The following is a 25636-nucleotide window of genomic DNA, read 5'->3' on the forward strand; positions in this document are numbered from 1 at the left end:
CTAGATGGACATCAATGAACTGACCTCGCTCTTTGCTGACTCAATGTTTCTCGTCATCATCATGGTTTCTGTGTTGGTGACACCGGGACTCATTCTAGGCTTAATCGTTGCGGTATTTCAGGCTGCGACACAGGTCAATGAACAAACCTTGAGTTTTCTGCCAAGGCTTATCATTACTCTACTTATGGTTCTGTTTTCAGGCCATTGGCTCATACAACAGCTAAGTGATTTATTTGACAGGCTGTTTATGAATATTCCTCATATTATCGGTTGATATGCTTTCCCTCACCTCAACCGAACTCAGCATGTTAATCGGCAGCCTTTGGTGGCCATTCTGCCGGATCATGGGGGCATTTATGATAATGCCCTTGTTAGGTAATTCCTATGTGCCTGCAACAGTAAGAATTTTTCTTGCCTTAAGTATTGCAGCACTTATTGCACCTATGCTGCCCCCCGTTCCCGCTGTCGATGCGCTCTCGCTTGGATCATTGTTTTTAGCCATAGAGCAACTACTCATTGGATTTATGCTCGCGCTATTTTTAACCATTTTAATCCATGTGATGACCATGCTTGGCACTATTATGTCGATGCAGATGGGTCTAGCGATGGCAGTGATGAACGATCCCGCTAATGGCGACACCAACCCCATTCTCAGTGAATGGTTACAAATCTTTGGTACATTGATTTTTCTGGCTCTTGACGGTCATTTAGTCGGGCTCAACATCATTGTTGATAGCTTTCGTTTATGGCCAATTGGAAATGGGATTTTTGACTTACCGCTAATGGGATTGGTTAGTCGAATGGGCTGGCTATTTGCTGCATCGCTGATGCTCGCCATACCCGCAGTACTCGCCATGTTAATGGTTAACATCACTTTTGGTGTATTAAGCCGCGCTGCGCCGTCATTAAACATCTTCTCGCTCGGGTTTCCCATGACCTTGTTGATGGGCTTGATTTGCGTCTTCCTTTCGTTAAGCGGCATTCCAACTCGTTACAGTGATCTGTGCTTAGACGCATTAACTGCCATGTACCAATTTATCGGAGGGATCTCATGAGTAAAACGCCCCAACAAGATAAAACAGAAGAAGCTACACCGCAGAAAAAGCGTAAAGCGAGAGAAGAAGGCCAAGTTCCACGCTCTAAAGATCTTGCCTCCGCAGCACTGGTCGTTGGTTGCTCTGCCATGCTGACCAGTAATGCGGATTGGTTTGCGACGAGAGTCAGTGGATTAGCTAAATACAATATGCTGCTCACGCGGGCAGAGTTAGATCAACCAGACATCATGATGCGCCATCTTGGCGCTAGCCTAGTCGAAATGCTAAGCATCTTAGGCCCACTATTCATCATGGTTGCTCTGTTGGCCGCAGTTGCAGGAGCCTTGCCTGGGGGGCCAATATTTAATTTTGGAAATGCTAATTTTAAATACAGTCGAATCGATCCTCTTGCCGGTGTCGGAAGAATATTTTCCGCTCAATCTCTTGTTGAGTTACTCAAGTCATGCCTAAAGATTGTGTTACTGATCGGAATTATGTTGGTTTTCTTAAATGGTCACTTACAAGAACTACTTAGCTACAATCAACGCCCTATTGATGAAGCGGTTCGTGATGGCATCAATCTACTGTCGCAAGGCATGTTTTATCTTGGTACTGGGCTGCTCGTGATCGCCTTTATTGATGTGCCTTACCAATATTGGCATAACAGCAAAGAATTACGTATGTCACGTCAAGAAGTAAAAGACGAGCATACCCAGCAAGAAGGTAAGCCAGAGATTAAAGCTAAAATCCGCCAAATACAGCAACGAATGGCTCGCTCTCGGGCAGATACCACCATTCCAAAAGCGGATGTTCTCTTGGTTAATCCTACTCACTATGCCGTGGCATTAAAATACAATCCTGACTTAGCGGATGCGCCTTACGTCATCACTAAAGGCACCGAAGAACTCGCCCTCTATATGCGAGAACTCGCTAAAAAACATGATATTGAAATTATTGATATCCCACCGCTCACGCGGGCTATTTATCATTCAACGCAAGTCGATCAACAAATACCCAGTGCCCTTTTTATCGCCATAGCGCACGTATTAAGTTATGTCATGCAAATAAAAGCATCTCGTAAGGGCTTACAGCAGAAACCTGAGCCTTTACCACATTTTTTTATTCCCCCTAATTTACGTCACGATTAAAGGATTGCTTAACCTATGAATTGGCTTTCTCGCACCTTTTCAGGAAATTACAGCTATATCGGCATTCCAGTCATGCTGCTCGCTATTCTGGCGATGGTGATTTTACCGCTGCCTGCATGGCTACTGGACATTTTGTTTACATTTAACATCGTCCTTGCCGTCATGGTGCTGCTGGTGAGCGTCTCGATCAGGCGACCGTTAGAGTTTTCTGTATTCCCAACCTTATTGCTCCTTGCGACCTTAATGCGTTTGACCTTAAACGTTGCATCGACGCGCGTAGTACTCATTGAAGGTCATGAAGGAGGCGATGCTGCGGGTAAAGTGATCCAAGCCTTCGGTGAAGTCGTTATTGGCGGAAACTATGTCGTCGGTGCTGTTATCTTCTTAATTCTAATGATTATTAACTTTGTTGTAATCACTAAGGGTGGAGAGCGGATCTCTGAGGTATCGGCGCGATTTACATTGGATGCCCTACCGGGTAAGCAAATGGCAATCGATGCCGATCTCAATGCCGGCACACTCACACATGAACAAGCCAGCCTACGTCGCCAAGATGTCGCCAGAGAAGCAGACTTTTATGGTTCCATGGATGGGGCCTCAAAATTTGTGAGAGGAGATGCCATCGCAGGACTCTTGATCTTAGCCATCAACATTATTGGTGGGATCAGCATAGGCATCTTTATGCATGATCTGAGTACAACAGAAGCCTTTAAAACCTATGCGTTATTAACCATTGGTGATGGCCTAGTTGCACAAATTCCATCATTACTACTCGCCACTGCTGCCGCAATTATTGTGACTAGGGTATCCGATGCAGAAGAAATGCCGACCCAATTGAGTCGACAGTTACTGGCTAACCCTAGAACCTTAGCCACTGCAGCCATTGTGATGGCGATTCTCGGTATCACCCCGGGAATGCCAGCACTGGTATTTTTATCTTTTGCAATACTACTAGGCTTTGCGGCGTGGAAACAAAACCAGAATAAGGCCTCCTTTACTGAAGAGAAAACTGAAGAACTCATAGAAACCAGCCTGACAGAACCTTCAGCGCCAAGCTGGGAATCCCTGCCTTTTACCGACATCATCGAAGTACGATTAGGCTATAGATTGGTTCATCTAGTCGAAAAAACCAAAGGAGCAGAATTACAAAAACGCCTAACAGGGATCAGACGTACCCTTTCAGAACAAATCGGATTTCTGCTATCGGAAGTGAGAGTGCGCGACAATTTAGCCTTGGCACCACATGCATACCAAATTAACTTTATGGGCACTCAAGTGGCTATCGCCGAATTAGAACCTGATCTGCTGTTAGCAATAAAAAGTGGTCCTGTTTACGGTAAAATTGATGGGATTTTAACCAAGGAACCCGCTTACCAAATGGATGCCATTTGGATTGCACCAGAGTTAAAGGCCAAAGCACTTAACTTAGGTTATTCAGTCGTCGATAATGCGACAATCATTGCCACTCATGTCAGTAAGTTATTGCGCGAATCACTGCCTGAATTATTGCAACATGATGATATTATGCAATTAACTGACAGACTCAGTAAGCAAGCCCCCAAACTGGCGGAATCACTCAGTACCTGTTTAACCCCCATTCAGTTACTCAAAGTTTTCCGCTTGTTACTCAAAGAGCAAGTGCCGCTAAAAGACATACGCACCATAGCAACGACCTTGCTGGAATGCAGCGAGCAAACCAAAGATCCCGTCCTACTCGCCGCCGATGTGCGCTGCGCTTTACGCAATAGTATTTTGCATCAAATCGCAGGCAGCAGTCCGCAGTTGAATGTACTCACTCTGACCGCAGAATTAGAACAGACTTTAATGACAGCGTTAAATCAATCGCAGCAACAGGGCCGAGTAGCATTGGATAGTTTCCCTATCGAACCTAATCTACTGGCGCAGCTACAACAAAGAATGCCCCAATTACTCGCGGAGACAAAAGAGAAAGGCTATAACCCTATCCTACTTGTTTCTCCACAACTCAGGCCTTTCCTCGCGCGTTATGCATTAGCCTTCGCCCGTGGACTTCATGTTTTATCCTATAATGAAGTCCCTGAAACAAAAGAACTTATGATTGCGGGACAACTCGGGTAATCAAACGCATTAAGCCCTATCGCTTTATTAAGTTTTCATTGTGCAAGAAGCATCAATGACAGAATGCTAACCGGCGTTCGACATTGGTGCCACATGCACTTAGCACTATTTTACGCAGTCAGGATGAACAGATTGGGAGCTAAGCTTAGCGCTTAATAAACGTTAGCATTTCGGTATGACCCGACATTGCGCTTATCACTTCATTCATTTGTACATCGATATGTTAATCAAATTTTCACAATAGTATGAGCTGCATCAGGTGCTAGGAGACAAATGTCCTCTTGTATTCACTCTTCCCTCCCTATAATCCACGCCATGACTTCGTAACTCGGTGCTTGAGCCTCTGGTTTTGGCTGCATGGCGGCACCGTTTCCTCTCAGGAGCTAGCTAATGAACATACTCGTGCTAAACGGGCACCCCAACTTAACTCTGTCTGTGGCCAATGCCAGCATACTTACCCTTGAAGCTGAGCAACCGGGCTGGCGTATTAATTCTGTGGCTCAATTTGATGGGGATACCGCCACGGAGCAGCAACAGTTGCTCGATGCCGATGTGATTGTGGTGCAATTCCCGCTCTATTGGAGCACCTACCCCGCCGTGCTCAAACATTGGATTGATGAGGTATTTACCTATGGTTTTGCCTTTGGCCCCAATGGTAGCCAGCTCCAAGGTAAACCTGTCCTGTTTTCTATCACTGCAGGGGCGACTGAAGACTCCTACAGCGAAACAGGCTTTAACTTTTTACCCTTTAACGTATACCAACAAGCTTACGAACACCCATTTCGCGCAGCCGCTGTCGAGATTATCGATACCATTATTAGCTTTGAGATGAACTCCACTGCCGCCGAAGGTGGCAATAAGTCCAACACCCTTTCCCTTGCAAAGGCCCACGCTGAGCGTGTGATTGCAGCCATTAATTCATATAAGGACCACTCAGTATGATCCAGTCCATCCTCGGCATTTTTGTACTCTTAGGCGTAGGTTTGCTGTTTTCTGACAACCGCCGTTTGATCAGCTGGCGTGCCGTTATCGGTGCGTTTGGCATTATCATCGCGCTAGCTTTTTTTGTACTGGCAACCGAGATTGGTGCCGATGTGCTGCTGGCCGTATCGAATACCGTAGGCAAAGTCTTTGGTTATGGTACTGAAGGGATTAAATTTGCCTTTGGCAGCTTAGTCAATTTCAGCGTTGAAGGCATAGGTTTTGTCTGGGCGTTACAGGTATTACCGCAAATCATCTTTACTGCCGCACTCACCTCATTGCTGTACTACTTAGGCATTATGCAGTGGTTTGTGTTAATTATTGGCGGCAGCTTGCAAAAGGCGCTCGGCACGTCACGGGCGGAGTCAATGAATGCGGCGGGCAATATTATTCTCGGCCAAACCGAAGCACCGTTACTGATCAAGCCCTACCACCGCGTCCTCACCCGCGCACAAATTTTTGCGGTGATGGTCGGTGGATTGTCTTCAATTGCTGGCTCCATTTTAGCGGGCCTTGCGGGGATGGGCGTTGCGCTTAACTATCTGATTATGGCTTGCTTTATGTCAGCTCCAGCTGGTTTGATGTTCGCTAAGTTGCTTATCCCAGAAACCGAGCCAACCGTTAACGAAGTGCCAGAATTACCCGATGATGAAAAGCCCAGTAGCTTTATTGATGCCATAGCCAAAGGCGCTATTGCTGGTATGGGAATCGCTGCCATCGTCGGCGCAGTCATTATTGCCTGTATTGGTCTCATGGCCTTGTTGAACGGCGGATTGGGTGCGATTGGTGAACTGTTTGGCATGCCAACCTTAACCGTGGATATGATCCTCGGCACCTTGTTTGCGCCAGTAGCTTGGTTGATTGGTATTCCATGGGCTGAAGCAAGCACAGCAGGCGCCTTCCTAGGCCAAAAAATCGCCATGAATGAGTTTGTTGCCTTCGCCAATATGGGCAATGTGGAACTCTCTGCACGTAGCAATGCCATTATGACCATTGCCCTTTGCGGCTTTGCCAATATCGGCTCAGTGGCCATGGTGTGTGGCGCCCTGAGTCAAATGATACCGCAACGCGCGGGGTTGATTGGTCAGCTCGGGATGAAAGTACTGCTAGCGGCGACGTTAGCAAACTTGATGAATGCTGCAATTGTCAGTTTGTTTATCTAAGTTTTCCCTTCGCGGTAGCCCGATACCATTCGGGGCTACCGCCAAGCTAAGTAATTGATAAAGGTCAACAATGAGCATTCAACCCCATATTCTCGTCGCGCCCCATCAAGTCAGTGAAAAAGCCGTCGTCTGCGGCGAACCCAATCGAGTCAACCGCATCGCGGCGCATCTAACGGATGTCGAATCCTTGGCGGATAACCGCGAGTTTCGGTTAATGCGTGGCCGTTATGGCGACACTATAATCACCGTTTGCAGCACAGGTATTGGTGCTCCCTCGGCGATCATTGCCCTTGAGGAACTGTATCAATGCGGTGTTAAACAACTTATCCGCATCGGCTCCGCCGGTGCGCTACAACCGCAGATAGCGATAGGTGATGTGATTATTGCCGAGGCCGCAGTGCGTGATGATGGCGGCTCTGCAAGCTATGTAAAGCCCAGCTTTCCGGCCTGTGCCAATCATCGTTTGGTCGGCAAACTGCAAGCATACTGCGCGCAGCATCATATTATTGCCCATAGCGGCGTAGTGCGCTCCCACGACAGTTTTTATACCAATCAAGAACAGGAGCTCTGCCACTATTGGCATCGCCAAGGCGTGCTCGGGGCCGATATGGAAACCGCTGCGTTATTCACCGTCGGCCGACTGCGCCAACTTGAAGTGGCGGCGATACTAACCAACGTAGTGCTATTTGAGCAGGATGTTAAAGCAGGAGTTAATGACTATGTTGCATCGTCCAAAGCAAGCGCCCAAGGTGAGCAACATGCCATTTTAGCCGCACTCAACGCACTGTGTGATTAGAGCTTGTTGAGGTTAATAGCAGTAAGCCTTGCCGATAAATGCATCCAGATAACGACCAAGTCATCCTCTTAATGGCGCAGCCAATGCGCCATCATTCTCACTAAAGCTCACATTCACACCGACCTGTCATAACACACGTTTGCAGCGTCACAACAACGGCGACACACAATGCGAACGACCATCTACCGCCGCCAAAGTGCCAGCCCTCACGCAGGGATTTACATATTTTATGATCGAATGAGTATCAATCTTGCAGCGAAATGCGTACCTTAATCGCATCAATATCCACAACTATCATCAACATGCAGTTACATCCTGAACTCTCTAGCCGCTTTGGCGACACATTAAGCGAGCAGCGCGAACTCTTTAAGCAGGCCTTATTTCAGTGCCAAACGGCCAGCCGCCAATTTGCCCCCGGTGATATCATGTTGCAACAGGGGCAAAATGTGCGTGAGCTTTATGTCGTGTCCGTAGGAAAAGTCGCCATGTATACTAGCGCCCATAATGGTCGGCGCTTTCAGTTAGGTGAGCTAAATTGTGATCAGCATATTTTTGGCGAAATTGAGTTTTTTACCAAACTGCCCTGCCAGTGGACAGTGATGGCCGAAGATCAGATGGAAGCCGAGGTAATTTGTGCCGCCAAACTGCAGCAATGCATAGTCACTCAACCGCAACTAGCGCTCTTTTTTGCCTCAGCGCTGGCATGGGATTATCAAGACTCAATGGCAATCTACACCAACCGCCTATTGCACCCCATCGCCGTCAATATCGCCCTCGATCTGCTACAACGCAGTCAAAACAATATCGCCCTCGGAGCCTTTAACAAAGTCGAGCAAGAAGCCGAACGCTTTGGCACCAGCAGTCGCGTCTACCGCCGCGCACTCAACTCCCTCATTGAACTCGGCCTTGTCGAAAAACGCGATCAGCAGCTGCATATTATCGACCCAAAGGCGCTAGTAACTTTTATTGCGGAGTAGATCAAAAGAATGCTGCATCAAGCATCAGGTTATGCAAGGGATTCATAGGCAAACCACCCAATTTGCATCAGCTTTGCCATCGACAAACTGCATCAATCAGCACATTTATCGTTAAGAGCGATAAATCCAATCCTAAATATGGAGAGCCATAATCCAATCTGATGGATCTAAAAAGTGTTAGATTTTGTAATGAGTGAATCAGACTTGCCTAGTCTGGTTCACGCATCAAACCCATTCATTGTGCGGTATGCTGACTTTGTGTCACGTTTACATATAATGACTCTTGTAGAGTTATTATTAATCATAATCTTTGATTTAGTCAGGCTGAAAGGATGCGAATATGAACAGGAAACCTCCAGAAGACGTCAAAAGAACACTGCGGGAAGAGGTCGGATTTGGTTGTCCTGTTCTGGATTGTGGTCGACCATATCTTGAATGGCATCATTTCGATCCTCCATGGCGCGAAAATAATCATCATAATCCTGAGGGCATGATCGCTCTTTGCAGAGAACATCATATACAAGCTGATCATGGAGCATTTACCAAAGAACAACTTCATAGCCTAAAACAAACTGGAAAGGACAACTGGAAACAAGTTAGCGGAAAATTCAATTGGATGAGAAATCGCCTCTTAGCTGTTGTCGGCGGTAATTTCTATTACGAGACACCAGTTATTTTCAAATTTAGGGAGCAGCCAGTTATTTGGTTCGAGCGAGACGAAAATAATTATCTCTTACTAAACCTACACATACTATCAACAAGTAATTTGCCAAGGGCTTACATTCAAAATAATGAATGGTTCAACGTTGGCGGTGAAGAGGACATTGAATGTCCGCCTTCAGCTAAAAAAGTAAAAATTAGTTACCCGAATGGTGACATGGTATCAATCGAGTATTTTGAGATAAATACTATCGACGACGCCAACAAGCGTTATCACGACGCTAGGCCGAACGGATGGCCCATTGAGTTTCCTATTACAGCAGTAGAAGTTACGTACATTGTTGCCAATTCCGGCCTTGAGTTTAATGCCAAAGAAACGAAATTCGGCATGGGAAATATAATGAAAAATTGCTTTGTTTCAAATTGTGGCGCAGGTTTGGCAATTAGCTAAAAATTGGGTCAACAGAACATTAACCATAAATTTACTCATGGTCGTTTTACTTTAAATTGTGCCCGTGAATCACTCTACCCCAGACTGATTCACGTCAACCGCTAAAACCCGCCCTCGCGCCTCGTTTTTGGCTCTTTGAGGGCGGTTTTTCCCCCTTAAGATGAATCAAATCTCCAGAGAATTGATTCAACGCCAACTTGATAAGGTTACAAGGCCAAAATAACGGGCAAGATATCTGGGCTTCCTGTTGCTTGTAGCTCAGAACAATCAGATAGCCTTCCTTCTATTTGACTCCATTTATGTGACTGGTACTGCAAAACCTGACTATTTCAGTCAGGATTAGTTGCCACAAAATAAAGCTGCAAATAATATGAATGTAACTTTATTGCTGCTCTGGAGCTACTCATGTCTGCTACTTCTGTCTCAAAAGATGCACAACTCCCACCCCATGGGTTTAATTCTCAACACAATCATTGGCTAGAACGAAAAATAGGTGAACTAGTGGCAGAAGACTTTCGCCGCGCACATGTGTTTAGTCAATTTGGTATCGATTTTTGTTGTGGCGGGGGTAAATCACTGGAAGTCGCCTGTGAGCGTGCAGATGTAGATCCCGCAAAAGTGGTTGCTGCGCTGAATGCCGCAACACTTACCGGTAGCAAAGAAGATGAATTAAATCAATTACCCTTAGATCAACTTATCGAATATATAGAATCAACGCACCATCAATACGTGCGCGAAAAAGCCCCTTTATTAGTCGAATATTCCGAAAAGATGATTCGCGCTCACGGTGAGCACTATGCCGAAATCGTTCCCTTTGCGGGTTGGGTACGAGCCTTAGTTGAAGACTTAATGCCACATTTAATGAAGGAAGAAAAAATACTGTTTCCGGCGATCCGCGCCATGAGTCATGGAGAGCAGGTTGAGGCTTGCTTTGGCCATATTGGCAACCCCATCAATGCGATGCAACATGAGCATGAAGAAGTCGGTTTGATTTTGCAAAAATTACACGAGCTCACTAACGACTTCACACCACCTGAATATGCGTGCACTACATGGCGTGTTTGTTATGCCACTCTGGCGGAATTTGAGGCGGACTTACATCAGCATATTCACTTAGAAAACAATATTCTTTTTCCTAAGGCATTGGTTCTGACTCAATAATTGATTAAATGTTTATCCCGTAGCGGCTCCAAATTACAGATTTTCCGCTTAACCTTGAGGCCAGACCTAAGTCTGGCCTTTCAATTGTTGACGTGCTACAACAAGTCATGTGTCGCTGACGGATAAGCTGCCATGACATTTCAATCATTTGCACTCGATGATATTGCCAATTTGCACGAATCGGCCCAAGTAGAATTTAAACTCGCAGGTGGCCGCGATGGCCAAGGTCAATTACCCGAAGACATTTGGGCGACTTATAGCTCTTTTGCCAACACTTTGGGTGGCGAGATCATCCTAGGTGTGCGGGAAGAGCGTGGCCATTTCAGTATTGAAGGCATTCCCAACCCCCTTCCCGTCTTGCAAGAATTTTGGGAAATCCTCGATGACCCGAGTCGCACGAGTCACAATCTTTTAGCGATCTCGGATGTACAGATTATTGAAATTATGAACAAAAAACTCATTCGTATCCGCGTACCGCTGGCGCCTGAGCAGCTAAAACCTATCTACGTAGGCAGCGATCCTTACACTGGGAGTTATTTTAGGGTGGGAGATGCCGACATGCACGCGAGCCGTCGGCAAGTCAATCTACTGCTACGCCGCGCCCATCTTTGCATGAAGCAACTCAAGGCACGTTAATCCAGTAAATCTAACATCCTGTTATTACGTTAAAAACCTGCTAATAGATAGCCGCCCATGGCCGCAATCGCTACGCCAGTAACGCGCATTAAATTGCGTTGCCCTGTCATCCGCTGCATTCCAAGGCCTATCATTACGCCGCCTAAATGGATGACTGCTGTACCAAATAAAAATCCTAGGGCATACAGGACTGGGCTAGCCAATTCCGGCATTTCAGCGCCGTGGGCGTGACCATGAAAAATCGCGAATACGCCCACAAAGGCCATAGCGAATAACAACGGGATTTGACGGTCGAAGGCGATAGCAAGACCGAGCAACAACACAGAGAGGGCAATACCTATTTCAACAAAGGGAACAGCAATCACATATAAACCTAAAATCCCACCCACTAACATAAAGGTGACAAATGCTAAGGGGACAGTCCAAATCGCGCGGCCACCGAGCTGGGTGCTCAACATGCCCACACTCAACATAGCCAGCAAGTGATCGAAGCCCAATACGGGATGGTTAAAACCCGACATGAAACCGCCACCTGAATGGATCTCATGGGCCGATACCGGCGCGATCCAACATAAAGTGAGCAGTAATAACAACCCGATACGCGCCATAAAATAGCCTTAGTCAGTGACTTTAGTGATATAAAACTTAACTTTAGTGCAAATTTGGCTGGCAAACCTTGATCTCAATCACCCAAAGATACAGATTAAAAATGCACGCTAAGTTAGTTTACGTCGATAGCCAATACTTTTGTCAAAGCGTCGAGGGAGGCTATTTCTAAATGGGGCAACAAGGCGGCTATCGGTAAGGAATCGACTCGACCAAAACTGGGATTTAGCCACACAGACTGACACCCCGCCAATCGAGCACCACGAACGTCGGCATTCATACTGTCGCCAACATGCAGTAAATGTTGCGGTGCAATGTTTAATCGCGAGCAGGCCAATTCGAACATGTCTTTAGCGGGTTTCATATGCACGCCATTACCTGGATGCAACACAAACTCGAAGGCATCACCTAAACCAATCCGCTCGGCATCCACATTGCCATTGGTGATCCCGACTAATCTAAAATGCTGCGATAAGCGCTTGAGTAATAAGAGCACTTCGTCAGACACTTGAAAATGGCTGCGATAAAAATAAAAGCATGCTAATCCTTGCTCGGCGCCGCGTTCGGCTTCAGTCGACGAATACCCTAATTGTATTAGACCTTGGCGAAGCGTAGCTAAACGTGCTGCGCTGGTGTCGTGGGCGAGCTCACGATTTTGTTGCAAAAGTTGCAGTTTTAGCCTGCGCCAATCATGGGGTTGCCACGCCTGCGATAATGGATAAGTCTGCAACAGAAACGTCGCCAGCTCAGCCTCGGCATTTAAAATATGCGGCAGATTGTCGTACAAGGTATCGTCGAGATCGAAACTGATCGCTTGAATATGTTGAGGCCTAAGATAGCAACGCATTATTTATCCTGTGTTTTTTTCGCTCTAGGATGGGCGTTATCATACACCTTAGCTAAGTGTTGGAAATCCAAACTGGTATAAATTTGTGTGGTCGCCAGGTTCGCATGACCCAATAATTCTTGTACCGCCCGCAAGTCGGCGCTCGCTTCTAACATGTGAGTGGCAAAGGAATGACGCAGCTTATGGGGATGTACTCGCACCGATAATGCCTGCTCTTGACCCCATTTAGCCATGCGCGCCTGAATACTGCGATGGGAGAGTCGCTTGCCTTTTTCAGTCACAAATAAGGCGTTATCTTCACAGGGGATCTGCTTTCGGCAATTGAGCCAATTCTGCAGCGCAGTAATCGCTAAACGACCGACAGGGACGATACGCTCCTTATTACCTTTACCTAAGACTCGCACTTCTTTCAAATCATATTGCACACTGGATAAATTAAGCGCGGCAAGTTCCGCTAAACGTAAGCCACTGGAATAAAACAATTCCATCATGGCTTTATCCCGCAGACTCAGCGGATCTGTACCTTCAATGTCCAGCAAGTGACTGATGGCATCGACATCGATATTCTTCGGCAGAGGCTTGGTTTGTTTGGGGGCACTTAAGCCTTTCGCGGGATTAAGCTCAATCACGCCTTCGCGCAGCAAAAATTCACCCCATTGTTTTACCGCCGATAAACACAGGGAAAGCGATCGCGGGCTTAAACCTTTGCGGTGCAATTTGGCTAACACTTGCTGCCAATGCTCGCGGCTCACATTGAGTAAATGCACGCCTTCGGGCAAGAGATCGCTACCGCGATTAAGCTCGTAAAGGTAATTCCGTACTGTATGGGCTGACAACTGCCGCTCGGTACTCAGATAACGTTCAAAGGTTTGTAACCATTGAGTATTTAATGCCGACACTTCGCCTGTTTGCGTACTCATATCGGTTTCCTCGTGGGTTTTGCCAAGCCTTGGGTGAGCAAAATCGCTCAACGGCCGTTACAGCTTGGCAAGCATATGCGCCAGTAAACGCCGCAACTGTTCCAGCAGCATGTTATCCATATCAGGATGAAAATGGGTGACATCTTGGCTAGCAATGGCAAAAATCACCGGGTTGTCTTCCGACAATTTAGTCAGTGCCACCGAACCCACTTCGCTACCAAATAACCGTTTGGCTTCTTGTTGCGTTAGCCGACCAAAATAGTGACCTTTATGCAGTCTTTGATCCCATATTGCCTTCATATCAGCATCGAGAACGCTGATCAAACGCACATGGCTGAAATTAAACTGTAATTTTAAACTGTCGGCCAGCACTTCTTTGAGTGACACTAGATCGGCACAATTCAGTAGCTGGAAGGATAACTCAGTATTGAATTGGTAAATTTTCTCGTTGCGCGCCGCCATCGTTAACAGACTGGTGATCTCTTCTTCCAACTGGCTGACTCGCTGGCGTAGCATTTCTTGACGACGTTCCACCAAAGAGATGGCGCCGCGCTCCAGATGGGGCAGACGCATTGCCAGCAATAGCTCAGGATAGCGATTGAAAAAATCAGGATTATCCAGCAGATACTCGCGAATAATCAACTCATCAAAGGGCACATTCGTCTGCGGCATCAAGGGCTCTGTCATAACTGAATTTGTCCATCGTAAACATGCTGCGCTGGGCCCGTCATCCACAAAGGTTTCCCCTCGCCTTCCCAGTTGATGGTTAAAGTACCGCCGGGTAAATCCACCCGCACTTGCTGGCCGAGCTTCCCTTGCACTTGACCTACAACCACAGCTGCACACGCGCCAGTGCCACAGGCCAAAGTTTCGGCCGCACCACGTTCATACACCCGCAGCTTAATGTGGCCCGAATCTACTACTTGCATAAATCCCACATTCACACCACGGGGAAAGCGCTCATGCTTAGTGAGCATGGCACCAATTTCAGCAACAGCGGCGCTCGCCACATCTTCAACGTCGAGCACACAATGGGGATTGCCCATAGAAGCCGCGCCACATAAAAAGGTTTGCAGTGGTGTTTGCAGTAAATAGGTTTTTTCGGCTTTCTTGGCTTTAAAGGGGATCAGACTTGGTTCAAGAATAGGCACGCCCATATTCACGGTGACTGTGCCATCTCGCTCTAAACGCAGAGTCATCTTACCTGATGAAGTGCTAACACGGATTTTACTCTTATTGGTCAATCCTTTATTGCGCACAAAACGGGCAAAACAGCGGGCGCCATTACCGCATTGTTCGACTTCAGTGCCATCGGCATTGAAGATGCGATAATGAAAATCTAAATCGGGATCATAGGGCGGCTCAACCAACAGTAATTGATCGAAACCTATGCCAAAGTTACGGTCGGCTAAACGGCGGATCTGCTCAGGCGAAAAGAACACGTTCTGCGTGACCCCATCGACCACCATAAAATCGTTACCCAGTCCGTGCATCTTAGTGAATTGGATCAAGATACTTATCCTTTAAGCCGAGGCGCCGCTCATTAAGTATGAAACCAAGCGCCTGAATCAATATAATTTTTCTAGTTTACGGCAGGAGTTGCTCACCTTGCCAGAGCTGAGACAATTTTTCTCGCTCACGCACTAAGAAAGCGTGCTCACCATCGACCATGACTTCGGCCGCACGAGGACGCGTGTTGTAGTTAGAGGCCATCGCAAAACCATAGGCACCACTCGAACGCACAGCCAGTAAATCCCCTGCCACTAAAGCCAGCTTGCGATCTTTACCTAAAAAGTCACCTGTTTCGCACACTGGACCAACAATATCAAACTCATAGGCCTCAGAGTCCCTTGGCACGACTGGGATAATATTTTGCCATGCACTGTAAAGTGCTGGGCGAATTAAGTCATTCATCGCGCCATCGACAATCGCAAAACGCTTGTCGCTGTTTTCTTTCAGATACAGCACCTGAGTGACAAAAATCCCCGCATTAGCGGCAATCGCACGGCCCGGTTCGAAGATTAGCTTAAGTTGACGGTCGCCCATACGCGCTAATATGGCGGCGGCATACACATCAGGATGCGGCGGAGTTTCAGCATCATAGGTCACACCTAAACCGCCACCCACATCAAAATGCTCAATGACGATACCTTGTTCAGCTAGACGATCGATCAACGCTAGCATACGATCCATTGCATCGAGGAAAGGTTGAATTTCGGTTAATTGCGAGCCGATATGGCAATCGACACCTTTCACTTTTAAATGTGGCAAAGCATGGGCACGGGCGAAGACGGTTTCGGCCTCATCCATAGCGATACCGAATTTATTTTCTTTAAGACCAGTCGAAATATAGGGGTGAGTCCCCGCATCCACATCGGGATTGACTCGCAAGGAAACTGGCGCCACTTTACCTAAACGACCTGCGACCAAATTTAACTGCTCAAGCTCGGCGCTCGACTCGACGTTAAAGCAGTAAATGCCCAGATTAAGTGCCTGTTCCATTTCGGCCGCAGTTTTACCCACGCCTGAGAACACCACTTTGGCGGGATCGCCGCCCGCTTCAATCACTCTTGCTAACTCACCACCCGAAACGATATCAAAACCACTGCCTAAACGTGCCAGCACATTTAGTACGGCCAAGTTCGAATTAGCTTTAACCGCGTAACAAATCAAATGTGGATGATCTGCCACGGCATTATTAAAGGCATGCCAATGGCGCTCTAGCGTGGCGCGGGAATAGATATACAGCGGCGTGCCATAGGTTTGAGCTAAGTCGGCGACCTGGCAGCCTTCGGCGTGCAGGGCATTTTGTTGGTAGAGAAAGTGATCCAATGTCTGATTCCTTACTGCGCTTTATCGCTGCGATAGTGATGATAGTTATAGCTGCTATTATTGTTGTGTTTTTTGTACTTCGATGGCTCGAATTTCGGTTTTAATCTCTTCTACTTCAGGCTCAGGTTTAGACGCTTCAACCTTTTTAGGCTGATTCACCTCTGTGGCCGGAGATCGATAGAGGGGGCCCTTCTGGCCGCATGCAGTAATGAATAGGCTACCAAGCAATAACAATAAAAACAGTCTCATTTTTCTCAACATCTGTGCATCTGGTGACTAATGGCCTTATAATCGCACCCATCTTGACGAAAGCAAAGGACAGAAATGCATGGCCATGACAGATACAGAATTTCACCAGCTCGCCGATGACATGTTCCAAGCCATAGAAAATGCGATTGAAACTGCGATTGATGAGCAAGATGCCGATCTTGATATCGATGCCAGTGGCAACGTATTGCAATTAGAATTTGTTGATGGCTCTAAGATAGTGATCAACAAGCAAGAACCTTTGCATGAGATTTGGGTCGCCACACGCTTTGGTGGATATCACTTTGGTTTTGTTGAAGGTAAATGGATGGACGGACGAAATGGCGGCGAATTTATGCCATTCGTGCAAGAGTCTATCGAGCGCCAAGGCGGCATTAAGCTTAGCTTTTAATCTAAGCCTGTCGTAGTGCAAAACCGTAATAGTACAAAACAATAATGGGAGCCTTGGCTCCCATTATTTATGTTAAAAACCAGCTAAAACTCAGTGTCTTGATCGCTAACATCGATACCGAAAGGCGCCACCGTTAACTCTCCGGCTACCCGCACTAAATGGAAAAATTGCGGAATATTAAACCGGGCCCGTGAAGCATAATGCTCATCGAACACATAGTGATGGCTCACTTTATTTACCAACTCGGCCATGTTTGATCCCGCCTGCACGTAATGGCTTAGTTGATTTTCCTCATCGAGGATAAATACATCCAAGTTATCGACCCGTTGGCGTAGAAAATACTGAATCGCGCCTTTAGCCGCATAGTTCTGCACCACTTTCGGCATACTCGAAAAGGGATCGTCACCTAATTCAGGCCGCGGCAATAGTACAAGATGACTGCGGGATAACTGTTGATAAAATGACTTGGCATCGCTTAAGTCCTGATAGGCCATGCCTAAGGGATTAAAAAAGATCCCATAGCGAGTACGACTTATCTGCAGTGGCTGCACTAAGGTGCTGGATTGCTGCACTTGTTGGCACAAACGCATGGTTTGTTTTAGTAGATTTTTCACTGCTAATTTAAGCTGTGGGCGTAACTTCTGTGAACAGCTGATCACATCCATATCCACAGGTAAACTGGCTCGTCTTAGCCCCGGCGTCACAAAGGCTAAGGCTTGCAATACCGCGGTATCGCCTTCGAAGCGATGACACTGCCATTCACCCCAACTATTCAAGCAAATTGCATCTAACGCACCAAGCATATTGGCTTTTTTACGCCCGAGTGAGAACACGTTCGCATTCATCACATCGACCATCATTTCCTGTCCTTGCCATTCAATGGTGGGATCGCAATCCAGATTGAGCACGAAAATCAGCTTACGAAAATGCCATGGCTGGCATAAGTCACGTTTAGATACACGCCAATCGTGGTCGATAAAATTCAGTAACCGCTTAGAAGCTTCGGTAAGCCGTTTCGACTTTGCCTTACTCTGACCATATTCATGCCATTGAGTACTCGGCGTCGAGATCCCATTTAAACATGCCCAAATCATTAAAGCTGAAGGGGTTTTTCCCTTACATATTGCCGACTCGCCTAACAAATTTTGTGGCTGAGGCCCTTGTCGATACAGATAATATTGGCGCTCGCGGGAGCTTGAGACCATAGTCACTTCGGACTCAGCGACTGAAGCACTCCACAGCAGATTCAGCTTAGCGATTTGGTCTTCATCTTGACTAAAATAGGTATGCAACTTGCGTGTCAGCATTCCCAAATCTTCGATCCGCAAACCTTCATTTAACTCATGTGTCGATGCGAAGCGTAATAAGGTTTGGTAGCTCGCTAATAACAATTCATTCAGTTGCTCGTTAAACCAATTGAGCTGGCCACTATGCCAATGTTCACAATTGTCTAAAGTGCTAATCAGACTATCTGGCCATTGCCAATCCTGCACCAGCTTTTGCAATTTAGGATAACGCCAATCTTTGCCCTCTTGGGTTCGACTCAAGTGCACGCCACATTTTAAATAGAAGCAGCGCCGCACTATCTCTAGTCGGCGAGTATCATTCTGCTTAAGTAAATAGGTTTCGATAATCTCATAGATAGAGTAATAGGCATCATTCGACGTCGAAAAATCACCGGCGAGCGTTTTCTGCCATAAGTGATCACAAAGCAGAGTTGAATGGGGATAATCACTGGCATAAGCCTCGAGTAGCAATACTTTAATCAGTGCCTTATGGGGCTTTTCTAAGCCCTTGTAGAGCTGCCATAACGAAGCACCAAAGTACTCACTCGCAGGTAATTCATGTACATCGCCTAAGGACAAGAGCGCAGGATTGAGTTTAGCGTCTGGCCACCATGCAATCGTTTTACCCGCCAAACGAATTTGACTGCGATAAAACTCTTCAAGTAATAACCAATGTTGCATACTACCGCTATGCTCATGGGCCATTGCTGATTGACATCCACGAACGGCTTTACCGCCACAAAACTGCTGCGGATGAACTAAGTAAAAATTCACCTCAAACTGATACTCGGCAAACCAAGCAGTCAATCGAGTCGCTTTAATCTTGATTAGCGCCAAATCCTCAGCACACAGATCGGCCCTATGTACTAACCAAACATCGACATCGCTCTTGGCATTTTGGCCAAAACTGCCAGTACTCCCCATCGCATAAACGCCTTCAAAGGCATTGATATCCGCTTCTTGAGTAGTAAAAGGCAGCGAGAACACATCGCAGGCCTGGGACTCAGTCTCACCAACCTGATACTCGTTGATTCCACAGGGCGTATTGGCGGCATGATAGCCAGGATACTGAACACCGTTCTGGTGAATTAAAAAAGGGATCAAATGGAATAAGTGTTTTTGTAGCGGCGATAGCAAAGCTAGGGCGCGTGCAATACGTACCTTATTAAGTCTTTCTGCTATATCAGGAAACTGTATTTGCCGATCCATTCAAAAACACAACACTTAAGCACTTATGGGAAATGTGCTCATGTTAACACTTTTACAAACTCGAGCAACTAAACGTGAAGCCCGTCACACTTTCACGGTATCTAGAACATCGCCAACTTCAAAGAATCGATACGGCTTCCTTACATAAACGATTTGCCAATGTTAGCATTGGCGCAACTAAGATCTTTGATGGAAACTAGGCATGTCTGAGAACCGCATACGTATCGCAACCCGCAAGAGTCCGCTGGCCATGTGGCAAGCTGAATTTGTTAAAGCCGAATTAGAACGCATTCACCCCGGTATTGTGGTGGAATTGCTGCCAATGAGCACTAAGGGCGACGTTATCTTAGATACGCCGCTAGCCAAAGTGGGCGGTAAAGGGTTGTTCGTCAAAGAGCTTGAAGTCGCCATGTTAGACGATCTTGCCGATATCGCGGTGCATTCAATGAAAGACGTACCCGTCGACTTCCCAGAAGGCTTAGGCCTTGAAGTTATTTGCGAGCGCGAAGATCCCCGCGATGCCTTTGTATCGAATTTATATAAAACGATCAGCGAATTACCATTAGGCGCAACTGTGGGCACCTCAAGCCTACGTCGTCAATGCCAACTGCGCGCATCACGCCCTGACCTTATTATCAAAGATTTACGCGGTAACGTAGGCACTCGTTTAGCTAAACTTGATAACGGCGAATACGATGCCATTATTCTTGCCGCTGCTGGCTTAATTCGCCTGAAATTATCTGAGCGGATTGCTAGCTTTATCTCTGCCGAAGAATCCTTGCCCGCCAACGGCCAAGGCGCTGTGGGTATCGAATGTCGCACCAACGACGCACGCGTTAAGGCCCTACTGGCACCATTAGAACATTTAGAAACGCGCTACCGTGTGATTGCCGAGCGCGCGATGAACACGCGCCTAGAAGGTGGATGCCAAGTGCCGATTGGCGCATTTGCCGAAATCAATGGTGATGAGATGACATTACGCGGCCTAGTCGGTAACCCTGATGGTAGTGAAATCATCGAAGGCGTGATCACAGGTCCAAAAACCGACGCCACGCAATTAGGGGTTGCCCTTGCCGAAGAGCTATTGAGCAAAGGCGCAAAAAGCATACTCGACGCTGTTTACGCTAAAGCATAAGTCGATGAAAGTCTTACTGACGCGCCCTGAAGGGCGCAATCAGTCCATGATCGATGCCTTGAATCAGCAAGGCATTAGCCATTGGGTTACACCTCTACTGTGTGTCGAAGCAACGCCGCCCATCACAACGAATAACTCGCACCCACTGGCACACGCCGATATGATTATCTGTATCAGCGCTAATGCAGTCAGCTTTGCCGACTATGCCTTAACAACCGCTCATTCTCGAATAAAAGGCTGGCCTCAAGCTCAATATTTCGCCGTAGGTCATGCGACTTGGGAAGCATTAAATCAGCTCGGCATTGAAGCCCTCGAAGCCCCAGATGATTGTCAGCAGACCGAAGGTCTACTCACGCTCGCGCCTTTGCAAGATATTAAAGGTAAGCAGATTACGATCATACGTGGCGTTGGTGGCCGTGAAGCCTTAGCTGAACGACTGGCTGAGCGCGGGGCAACAGTGCGCTATTGGGAAGTATATCAACGGGCTTGTCCACCACTCGATGGACAACAGATCGCACAACAATGGCAAGAGTTTGGCATCGACACTATTGTCGTCACCAGCGGTGAAGTACTGGATAACCTGATTAATCTAGTGCCAAAAGAGTTATTTGCATGGCTGCGCTCATGTCATATCATAGTCCCAAGTAACCGAGTAGAAGCTCAAGCTCACGCCTTTGGTATAACCCAAGTCACCAATGCCAATGCCGCCAACAGCAAAGCCGTGCTAAACGCCCTTAAACTCTAAGCGCTATTTAGCCCGATTTAACTCGAATTTCGGCAGTAGCATGTTTTCAAGGACTGTTAAATGGATAACAACAAGCACGACGCAAAGAGCCCTGAATTACAGGCTACCTCTATTATTGAACCATCAATAACGACTGATGACACGCCCATAACTTCAGCGCCATCAACTGAATCCCAAACAGCCAAAGCCACACCTTCAAGCACGCCGAGTCAAACGCCAGCATCCAATAGAAGCTCGTGGGCGATTCGCTTTGGGGTGTTATTAGCGCTGGGTTTAACCGCTTGCACCCTTGGCGGCGGTTTTATGTTATACCAACAGATGCAACAGCAACTGCTGGCGCAGGATGCGAAAAATATCGCCCTACAAGACCAATTACAGCAAGCCCTGCTACAACCCAATCAACGTATTGGCCAGCTTGAACAGCAACAACTGAATGATGCTAAAACCTATCAAGAATTAACAAAATTAGCAGAAGACCAAAATCTACTGCAGGACAGGATCAATAAACTTGCCCAGCGCAGTCCAACGCATTGGATGGCGTCAGAAGCCGAATATCTAGTAAACATGGCGGGCCGTAAACTTTGGTTAGAAAAAGATCCTCGCACCGCCACCGATCTATTAAAGTCGGCGGATGAAACCATCGCCGCCATGAACAATCCCGCTTTGCTACCTATTCGTAAGGCTCTGGCAAAAGATATCGCAGCGACTGCAAGTATTAAAACCACAGATATTGATGGTAGTGTATTAGCCCTCGATGCCTTAATTGAGCAACTCGATAAGCTGCCACTTAATCGCACCGATGCAGAAACCGATGCCCCTGAAGATACAAACATTACTGGCGATTTAAATGACTGGCAGAGCAACTTAGGGAAGACGTGGAAAGCGTTAACCCAAGACTTTATCACCATACGCCATAGAACCGCCGATGCACCCGCTTTACTTGCTCCTGAGCAACAGTGGTATCTGGTTGAAAATATTCGTCATAAACTGCTGCAATCTCAACTTGCGTTATACCGCTACGACAGAGCCGCTTATCACCAATCATTAATGATGGTGCGTAAGTGGATTCAAACCTATTTTGATACTCAAGATCACAGCACTGCTGAAGCCATCGCCAAAATCGATAAATTGGCAACATTAGAACTTGATCCTATTACTCTGAAATCCTTTGCCGCAAAACCTCTGCTATTACAGCTAACAAGCTATGGTGAGCTGACCTCATCAGAGGATGTGCCATTATGATCAAGATATTAATTTTCTTAGGGATAATACTAATAGGGCTCTGCATTAGCCCTTGGTTGGTGGGCAACACAGGTTATGTATACATTGCGGCAGGTGACTACCAGATTGAGACCAGTTTAGTCTTTGGGATCATTGCCTTAATTGTATTTTATGCCATGTTCCAAGTACTAGAATGGTTGGTGATTAGCGCCATTAATCTCATGCTGCGTAGCCGTTTTATTCCTCGCCACTGGCGCCGTCGCTCCGCGAAAAAGCATACCTTAATGGGTGCACTGGCTCTGGCAGAAGAAGATTGGCCAGCAGCAGAACGCGCTATGATAAAAGGCGCCGACAATGGCGAACTCCCTGCACTTAATTTACTTGCAGCGGCTCGTGCTGCCCAGTACCAACAGAAAATAGCAGAGCGTGATCAATATCTTGACCGTGCAGCAACACAACCGCTGGCCGCGAATGCCGTCGCAACCACGCGTACTCGATATCTGTTAAAACAAGGTGAGTTAGCTTTAGCCCGCACCGAGCTCGATAAATTAGCCCCCACAAGTAAGAGCAAAGCACCGGTACTCAAACTCGCCCTCGAGTTATATCGAGCGCAAGAGGATTGGGATGCGCTCAAGCTATTATTACCTATTTTGAAGAAACGCCAGATCCTAGATGACACCCAGCTAAATGAACTCAATGTAATCACTCACTGCGCTTTACTCAAAGCCGCAACCATTAAAGGCGAAGAAGCCTTAGAACAATGCTGGCAGTGGTTATCTCGCAGTGAGCGCAATCAGTCTGAGTTTTTGGCGATTTATGCTGTGGGTTTATGCCGCTTTAATCGCAAAGAGCAAGCGCTGAAGCTACTCTCGAAAAAATTACGCACTGCTCCTGAATCAGCACTTTTAGAAGTCATTCCAGAAATAACGACAGCCCAAGATACAGAAATCCGTAAGCAGTTACTCAAGCATGAAATCACCCATGAGAATAATGCCGACTACCAGATGTGCTTAGCTAAACTTTATCAGCAAACACGGGATATGAAAGAAGCCAGAACCTGCTGGCAAAATGTTTGCAGACTCGAACCCACAAAAGCCTCTTGGTTGGCGCTTGCGCGGATTCAAGAACAGTTAGGTGAACAAGGTAACGCAAATCAAAGTTATCGTCAGGCGGTTAATCTGTAGTTCTACAATGCCTGCAACCTAGTCGCCGTGATTTGAGTAACGAAAGATCACGGCACTTGCCAATGCTGGCATATTAAAACCCACTTAACTTGCCAAAAATGTTAAAAACTAGATCGTGTCGCTTCTTTTCCGTAAAAACCACTCTCCCAATCCAGATTAATTTCTTATAACGATGCTTAATCTTAAAGTTAAAAAGTACTAAATACGGCCCTTTTTATAGATATAGCTACTACATCTAGTTACAGGTCTAAAAATTGTCACTTTTGCGTATTAAGATCCGTAAAACCGCATAAGAACAGGCGACACAAGCGCGTCAAAAAATTGACTTAAGTCGTTTCGTTAGCTAAAATTCCACCACTTGTATCACAGTGCGACATATTTGTTGGACTTGTGCGTCTATGGATTAACACACTTTGGCTGTTGGGAGCTTACTATGGGATCGGTAATTACATCAAAGAAAGGTTTGCTTAAGTTAGTAAAAGGGCAAATCAATATCGAAGTTGATGGTTCAAATCAACCCGCTAAGGATGGCGAACAACTCCCTAAAGGTGCTGTGCTCCATATTGGCGAAAACGCAACCTATGAAATTACCTTCGATGATGGCACTAAGCTATCAAATGAAGTCGCGCCCAGCGAAACTACTGCAGCAGCCTCTGGCACGGCTAACGAAGCAGCCCTAGATGAAATTCAAGCATTACAAGATCTTATTGCATCCGGTGAAGACCCAACTCAGAACCTACCAGAAACCGCAGCAGGCAACACACCAGGCAGTGATGGTAACTCGGGCTATGTCACTCTAGCCCGTAGCGGCACAGAAACCATTGCAGCTTCAGGCTACTCAACAAGCGGCCAAGCACTGACTGGAACGACGGTTAATATTCCACAATTCACCATTGCAGCAGACTCACCTTCAGCACTTGCTAATGACAGCAACACTTCCAATGAAGATACTGTAGCGACTGGCAATGTGCTCGATAACGACACTGATGTGGATTCCACTCTAAGTGTTGTGAGCTTCGAAATCAGCGGTACCACCTATGCAGCAGGCACAGAAGTGACTCTCGAAGGTGGTGTTTTAATTTTAAATACCGACGGCTCTTACACCTTCACGCCGAATGAAAACTGGAATGGCCAAGTACCTGTCATTACCTACACAACCAACACGGGCTCAACTGCAACGCTAACCATTAATATCAGCCCTGTCGATGATCCTTCCATCCTTGCAAATGACAGCGCCACAGTTGCAGAAGACACTGCAGCAACTGGCAATGTGCTTGATAATGATTCCGATATCGACAGCACCCTTTCCGTTGTCAGCTTCACTGTGAATGGCGATACCGTTACCGCAGGCACCACTGTTTCCCTAGAAGGTGGCAGCTTAGTCATCAATGCCGATGGTTCTTACACCTTCACGCCGAATGCAAACTGGAATGGCCAAGTACCTGTCATTACCTACACCACTAACACTGGTTCAACGGCCACATTAACCATTAATGTTACCCCTGTTGATGATGCCTCTGCGTTAGCCAACGATACTAATACCGTTGATGAAGATACCGTTGCCACCGGTAACGTGCTCACCAATGACAGCGATGTGGATAACACCTTATCGGTCGTTAGCTTCACCGTGAACGGCGATACAGTGGCCGCAGGCACCACAGTTGAACTTGAAGGCGGCGACTTAGTCATCAATGCCGATGGCTCTTACACCTTCACACCCAATGCCAACTGGAATGGCCAAGTACCAGTCATTACCTACACAACTAACACTGGTTCAACGGCAACGCTAACCATTAATGTTAATCCTGTCGACGATCCCGCTGACATCACGGTCGGTAACGGCGACAGCGATGCTGGCACCGTCACCGAAGACGGCGATTCCGACACCC

25 protein-coding genes are annotated in these 25636 nt (G+C 46.9%); 17 read left to right on the forward strand and 8 right to left on the reverse strand.

Annotated features, from left to right (window positions below):
- Nucleotides 1–4 precede the first annotated feature (4 nt).
- From HGO26_RS14030 to HGO26_RS14080, 11 genes are all read left to right on the forward strand, one after another.
- Entirely contained in the window at nt 5–274 is a 270-nt protein-coding gene (locus HGO26_RS14030) for a flagellar biosynthetic protein FliQ (RefSeq protein WP_006083412.1), read from the forward strand.
- A gap of 1 nt (nt 275) precedes the next feature.
- Nucleotides 276–1055 carry a flagellar biosynthetic protein FliR gene (gene fliR / locus HGO26_RS14035; RefSeq protein WP_168825895.1) on the forward strand — a complete coding sequence of 260 codons (780 nt, stop codon included), beginning with the start codon at nt 276–278 and terminating at the stop codon, nt 1053–1055.
- Entirely contained in the window at nt 1052–2182 is a 1131-nt protein-coding gene (gene flhB / locus HGO26_RS14040) for a flagellar biosynthesis protein FlhB (protein WP_168825897.1), read from the forward strand. Before fliR ends, flhB begins: the two co-directional genes overlap by 4 nt.
- 15 nt (nt 2183–2197) lie before the next feature.
- The gene (flhA, locus tag HGO26_RS14045) at nt 2198–4279 is read left to right on the forward strand and encodes a flagellar biosynthesis protein FlhA (RefSeq protein ID WP_168825899.1); all 2082 of its coding nucleotides are present in this window, start codon (nt 2198–2200) and stop codon (nt 4277–4279) included.
- A 390-nt stretch (nt 4280–4669) separates the two neighbouring features.
- Complete coding sequence (locus HGO26_RS14050; protein WP_168825901.1) at nt 4670–5221, forward strand: NAD(P)H-dependent oxidoreductase; 552 nt, start codon at nt 4670–4672, stop codon at nt 5219–5221.
- A complete protein-coding gene (locus HGO26_RS14055) occupies nt 5218–6423 on the forward strand; it encodes a NupC/NupG family nucleoside CNT transporter (RefSeq protein WP_168825903.1) in 1206 nt (401 codons plus the stop codon). Before HGO26_RS14050 ends, HGO26_RS14055 begins: the two co-directional genes overlap by 4 nt.
- A 70-nt stretch (nt 6424–6493) precedes the next feature.
- A complete protein-coding gene (locus HGO26_RS14060; RefSeq protein WP_168825905.1) occupies nt 6494–7219 on the forward strand; it encodes a nucleoside phosphorylase in 726 nt (241 codons plus the stop codon).
- Nucleotides 7220–7479: 260 nt separating this feature from the next.
- Complete coding sequence (locus HGO26_RS14065; protein ID WP_247651554.1) at nt 7480–8196, forward strand: Crp/Fnr family transcriptional regulator; 717 nt, start codon at nt 7480–7482, stop codon at nt 8194–8196.
- Nucleotides 8197–8536: 340 nt separating this feature from the next.
- Nucleotides 8537–9307, forward strand: a complete 771-nt coding sequence (locus tag HGO26_RS14070; RefSeq protein WP_168825907.1) for an HNH endonuclease — start codon at nt 8537–8539, stop codon at nt 9305–9307.
- 405 nt (nt 9308–9712) lie between these two features.
- Entirely contained in the window at nt 9713–10468 is a 756-nt protein-coding gene (gene ric / locus HGO26_RS14075; RefSeq protein WP_168825909.1) for an iron-sulfur cluster repair di-iron protein, read from the forward strand.
- A gap of 132 nt (nt 10469–10600) precedes the next feature.
- Complete coding sequence (locus tag HGO26_RS14080) at nt 10601–11104, forward strand: AlbA family DNA-binding domain-containing protein (protein ID WP_105250431.1); 504 nt, start codon at nt 10601–10603, stop codon at nt 11102–11104.
- 29 nt (nt 11105–11133) lie between these two features.
- Here HGO26_RS14080 and HGO26_RS14085 read toward each other — a convergent pair whose 3' ends face one another.
- From HGO26_RS14085 to lptM, 7 genes are all read right to left on the reverse strand, one after another.
- A complete protein-coding gene (locus HGO26_RS14085; protein ID WP_168825911.1) occupies nt 11134–11712 on the reverse strand; it encodes a HupE/UreJ family protein in 579 nt (192 codons plus the stop codon).
- A gap of 113 nt (nt 11713–11825) precedes the next feature.
- Nucleotides 11826–12557 (reverse strand): HAD-IA family hydrolase, encoded by a 732-nt coding sequence (locus tag HGO26_RS14090; RefSeq protein ID WP_168825913.1) that lies wholly within the window; start codon nt 12555–12557, stop codon nt 11826–11828.
- Entirely contained in the window at nt 12557–13477 is a 921-nt protein-coding gene (gene xerC / locus HGO26_RS14095; RefSeq protein ID WP_131523372.1) for a tyrosine recombinase XerC, read from the reverse strand. The genes HGO26_RS14090 and xerC overlap by 1 nt, the downstream gene beginning before the upstream one ends.
- Before the next feature lie 57 nt (nt 13478–13534).
- Nucleotides 13535–14164 carry a DUF484 family protein gene (locus HGO26_RS14100; RefSeq protein ID WP_131523371.1) on the reverse strand — a complete coding sequence of 210 codons (630 nt, stop codon included), beginning with the start codon at nt 14162–14164 and terminating at the stop codon, nt 13535–13537.
- Nucleotides 14161–14988: a diaminopimelate epimerase gene (gene dapF, locus HGO26_RS14105; protein WP_105250436.1), complete on the reverse strand. Its 828-nt coding sequence runs from the start codon at nt 14986–14988 to the stop codon at nt 14161–14163. Before dapF ends, HGO26_RS14100 begins: the two co-directional genes overlap by 4 nt.
- Before the next feature lie 76 nt (nt 14989–15064).
- Nucleotides 15065–16309: a diaminopimelate decarboxylase gene (lysA, locus tag HGO26_RS14110; protein ID WP_168825915.1), complete on the reverse strand. Its 1245-nt coding sequence runs from the start codon at nt 16307–16309 to the stop codon at nt 15065–15067.
- 57 nt (nt 16310–16366) lie between these two features.
- Nucleotides 16367–16558, reverse strand: a complete 192-nt coding sequence (lptM, locus tag HGO26_RS14115) for an LPS translocon maturation chaperone LptM (protein WP_168825920.1) — start codon at nt 16556–16558, stop codon at nt 16367–16369.
- A 79-nt stretch (nt 16559–16637) separates the two neighbouring features.
- Here lptM and cyaY point away from each other — a divergent pair, with 79 nt between their 5' ends.
- The gene (gene cyaY, locus HGO26_RS14120) at nt 16638–16967 is read left to right on the forward strand and encodes an iron donor protein CyaY (protein ID WP_105250439.1); all 330 of its coding nucleotides are present in this window, start codon (nt 16638–16640) and stop codon (nt 16965–16967) included.
- Nucleotides 16968–17050: 83 nt separating this feature from the next.
- Here the strand turns inward: cyaY and HGO26_RS14125 are convergent, their stop codons facing one another.
- Nucleotides 17051–19462: a class I adenylate cyclase gene (locus tag HGO26_RS14125; RefSeq protein WP_105250440.1), complete on the reverse strand. Its 2412-nt coding sequence runs from the start codon at nt 19460–19462 to the stop codon at nt 17051–17053.
- A gap of 202 nt (nt 19463–19664) precedes the next feature.
- Here HGO26_RS14125 and hemC point away from each other — a divergent pair, with 202 nt between their 5' ends.
- The 5 genes from hemC to HGO26_RS14150 form a co-directional block, all read left to right on the forward strand.
- Nucleotides 19665–20597 carry a hydroxymethylbilane synthase gene (gene hemC / locus HGO26_RS14130; protein ID WP_113940849.1) on the forward strand — a complete coding sequence of 311 codons (933 nt, stop codon included), beginning with the start codon at nt 19665–19667 and terminating at the stop codon, nt 20595–20597.
- Nucleotides 20598–20601: 4 nt separating this feature from the next.
- Nucleotides 20602–21342 carry a uroporphyrinogen-III synthase gene (locus tag HGO26_RS14135; RefSeq protein WP_168825922.1) on the forward strand — a complete coding sequence of 247 codons (741 nt, stop codon included), beginning with the start codon at nt 20602–20604 and terminating at the stop codon, nt 21340–21342.
- Nucleotides 21343–21402: 60 nt separating this feature from the next.
- Nucleotides 21403–22584 (forward strand): uroporphyrinogen-III C-methyltransferase, encoded by a 1182-nt coding sequence (locus HGO26_RS14140; RefSeq protein ID WP_168825924.1) that lies wholly within the window; start codon nt 21403–21405, stop codon nt 22582–22584.
- The gene (locus HGO26_RS14145; protein ID WP_168825925.1) at nt 22581–23747 is read left to right on the forward strand and encodes a heme biosynthesis HemY N-terminal domain-containing protein; all 1167 of its coding nucleotides are present in this window, start codon (nt 22581–22583) and stop codon (nt 23745–23747) included. The genes HGO26_RS14140 and HGO26_RS14145 overlap by 4 nt, the downstream gene beginning before the upstream one ends.
- Nucleotides 23748–24180: 433 nt before the next feature.
- The coding region (locus HGO26_RS14150; protein ID WP_168825927.1) for a retention module-containing protein at nt 24181–25636 on the forward strand (1456 nt) is incomplete at its 3' end.

The organism is Shewanella oncorhynchi, assembly GCF_012584455.1.
Lineage (GTDB): Bacteria > Pseudomonadota > Gammaproteobacteria > Enterobacterales > Shewanellaceae > Shewanella > Shewanella oncorhynchi.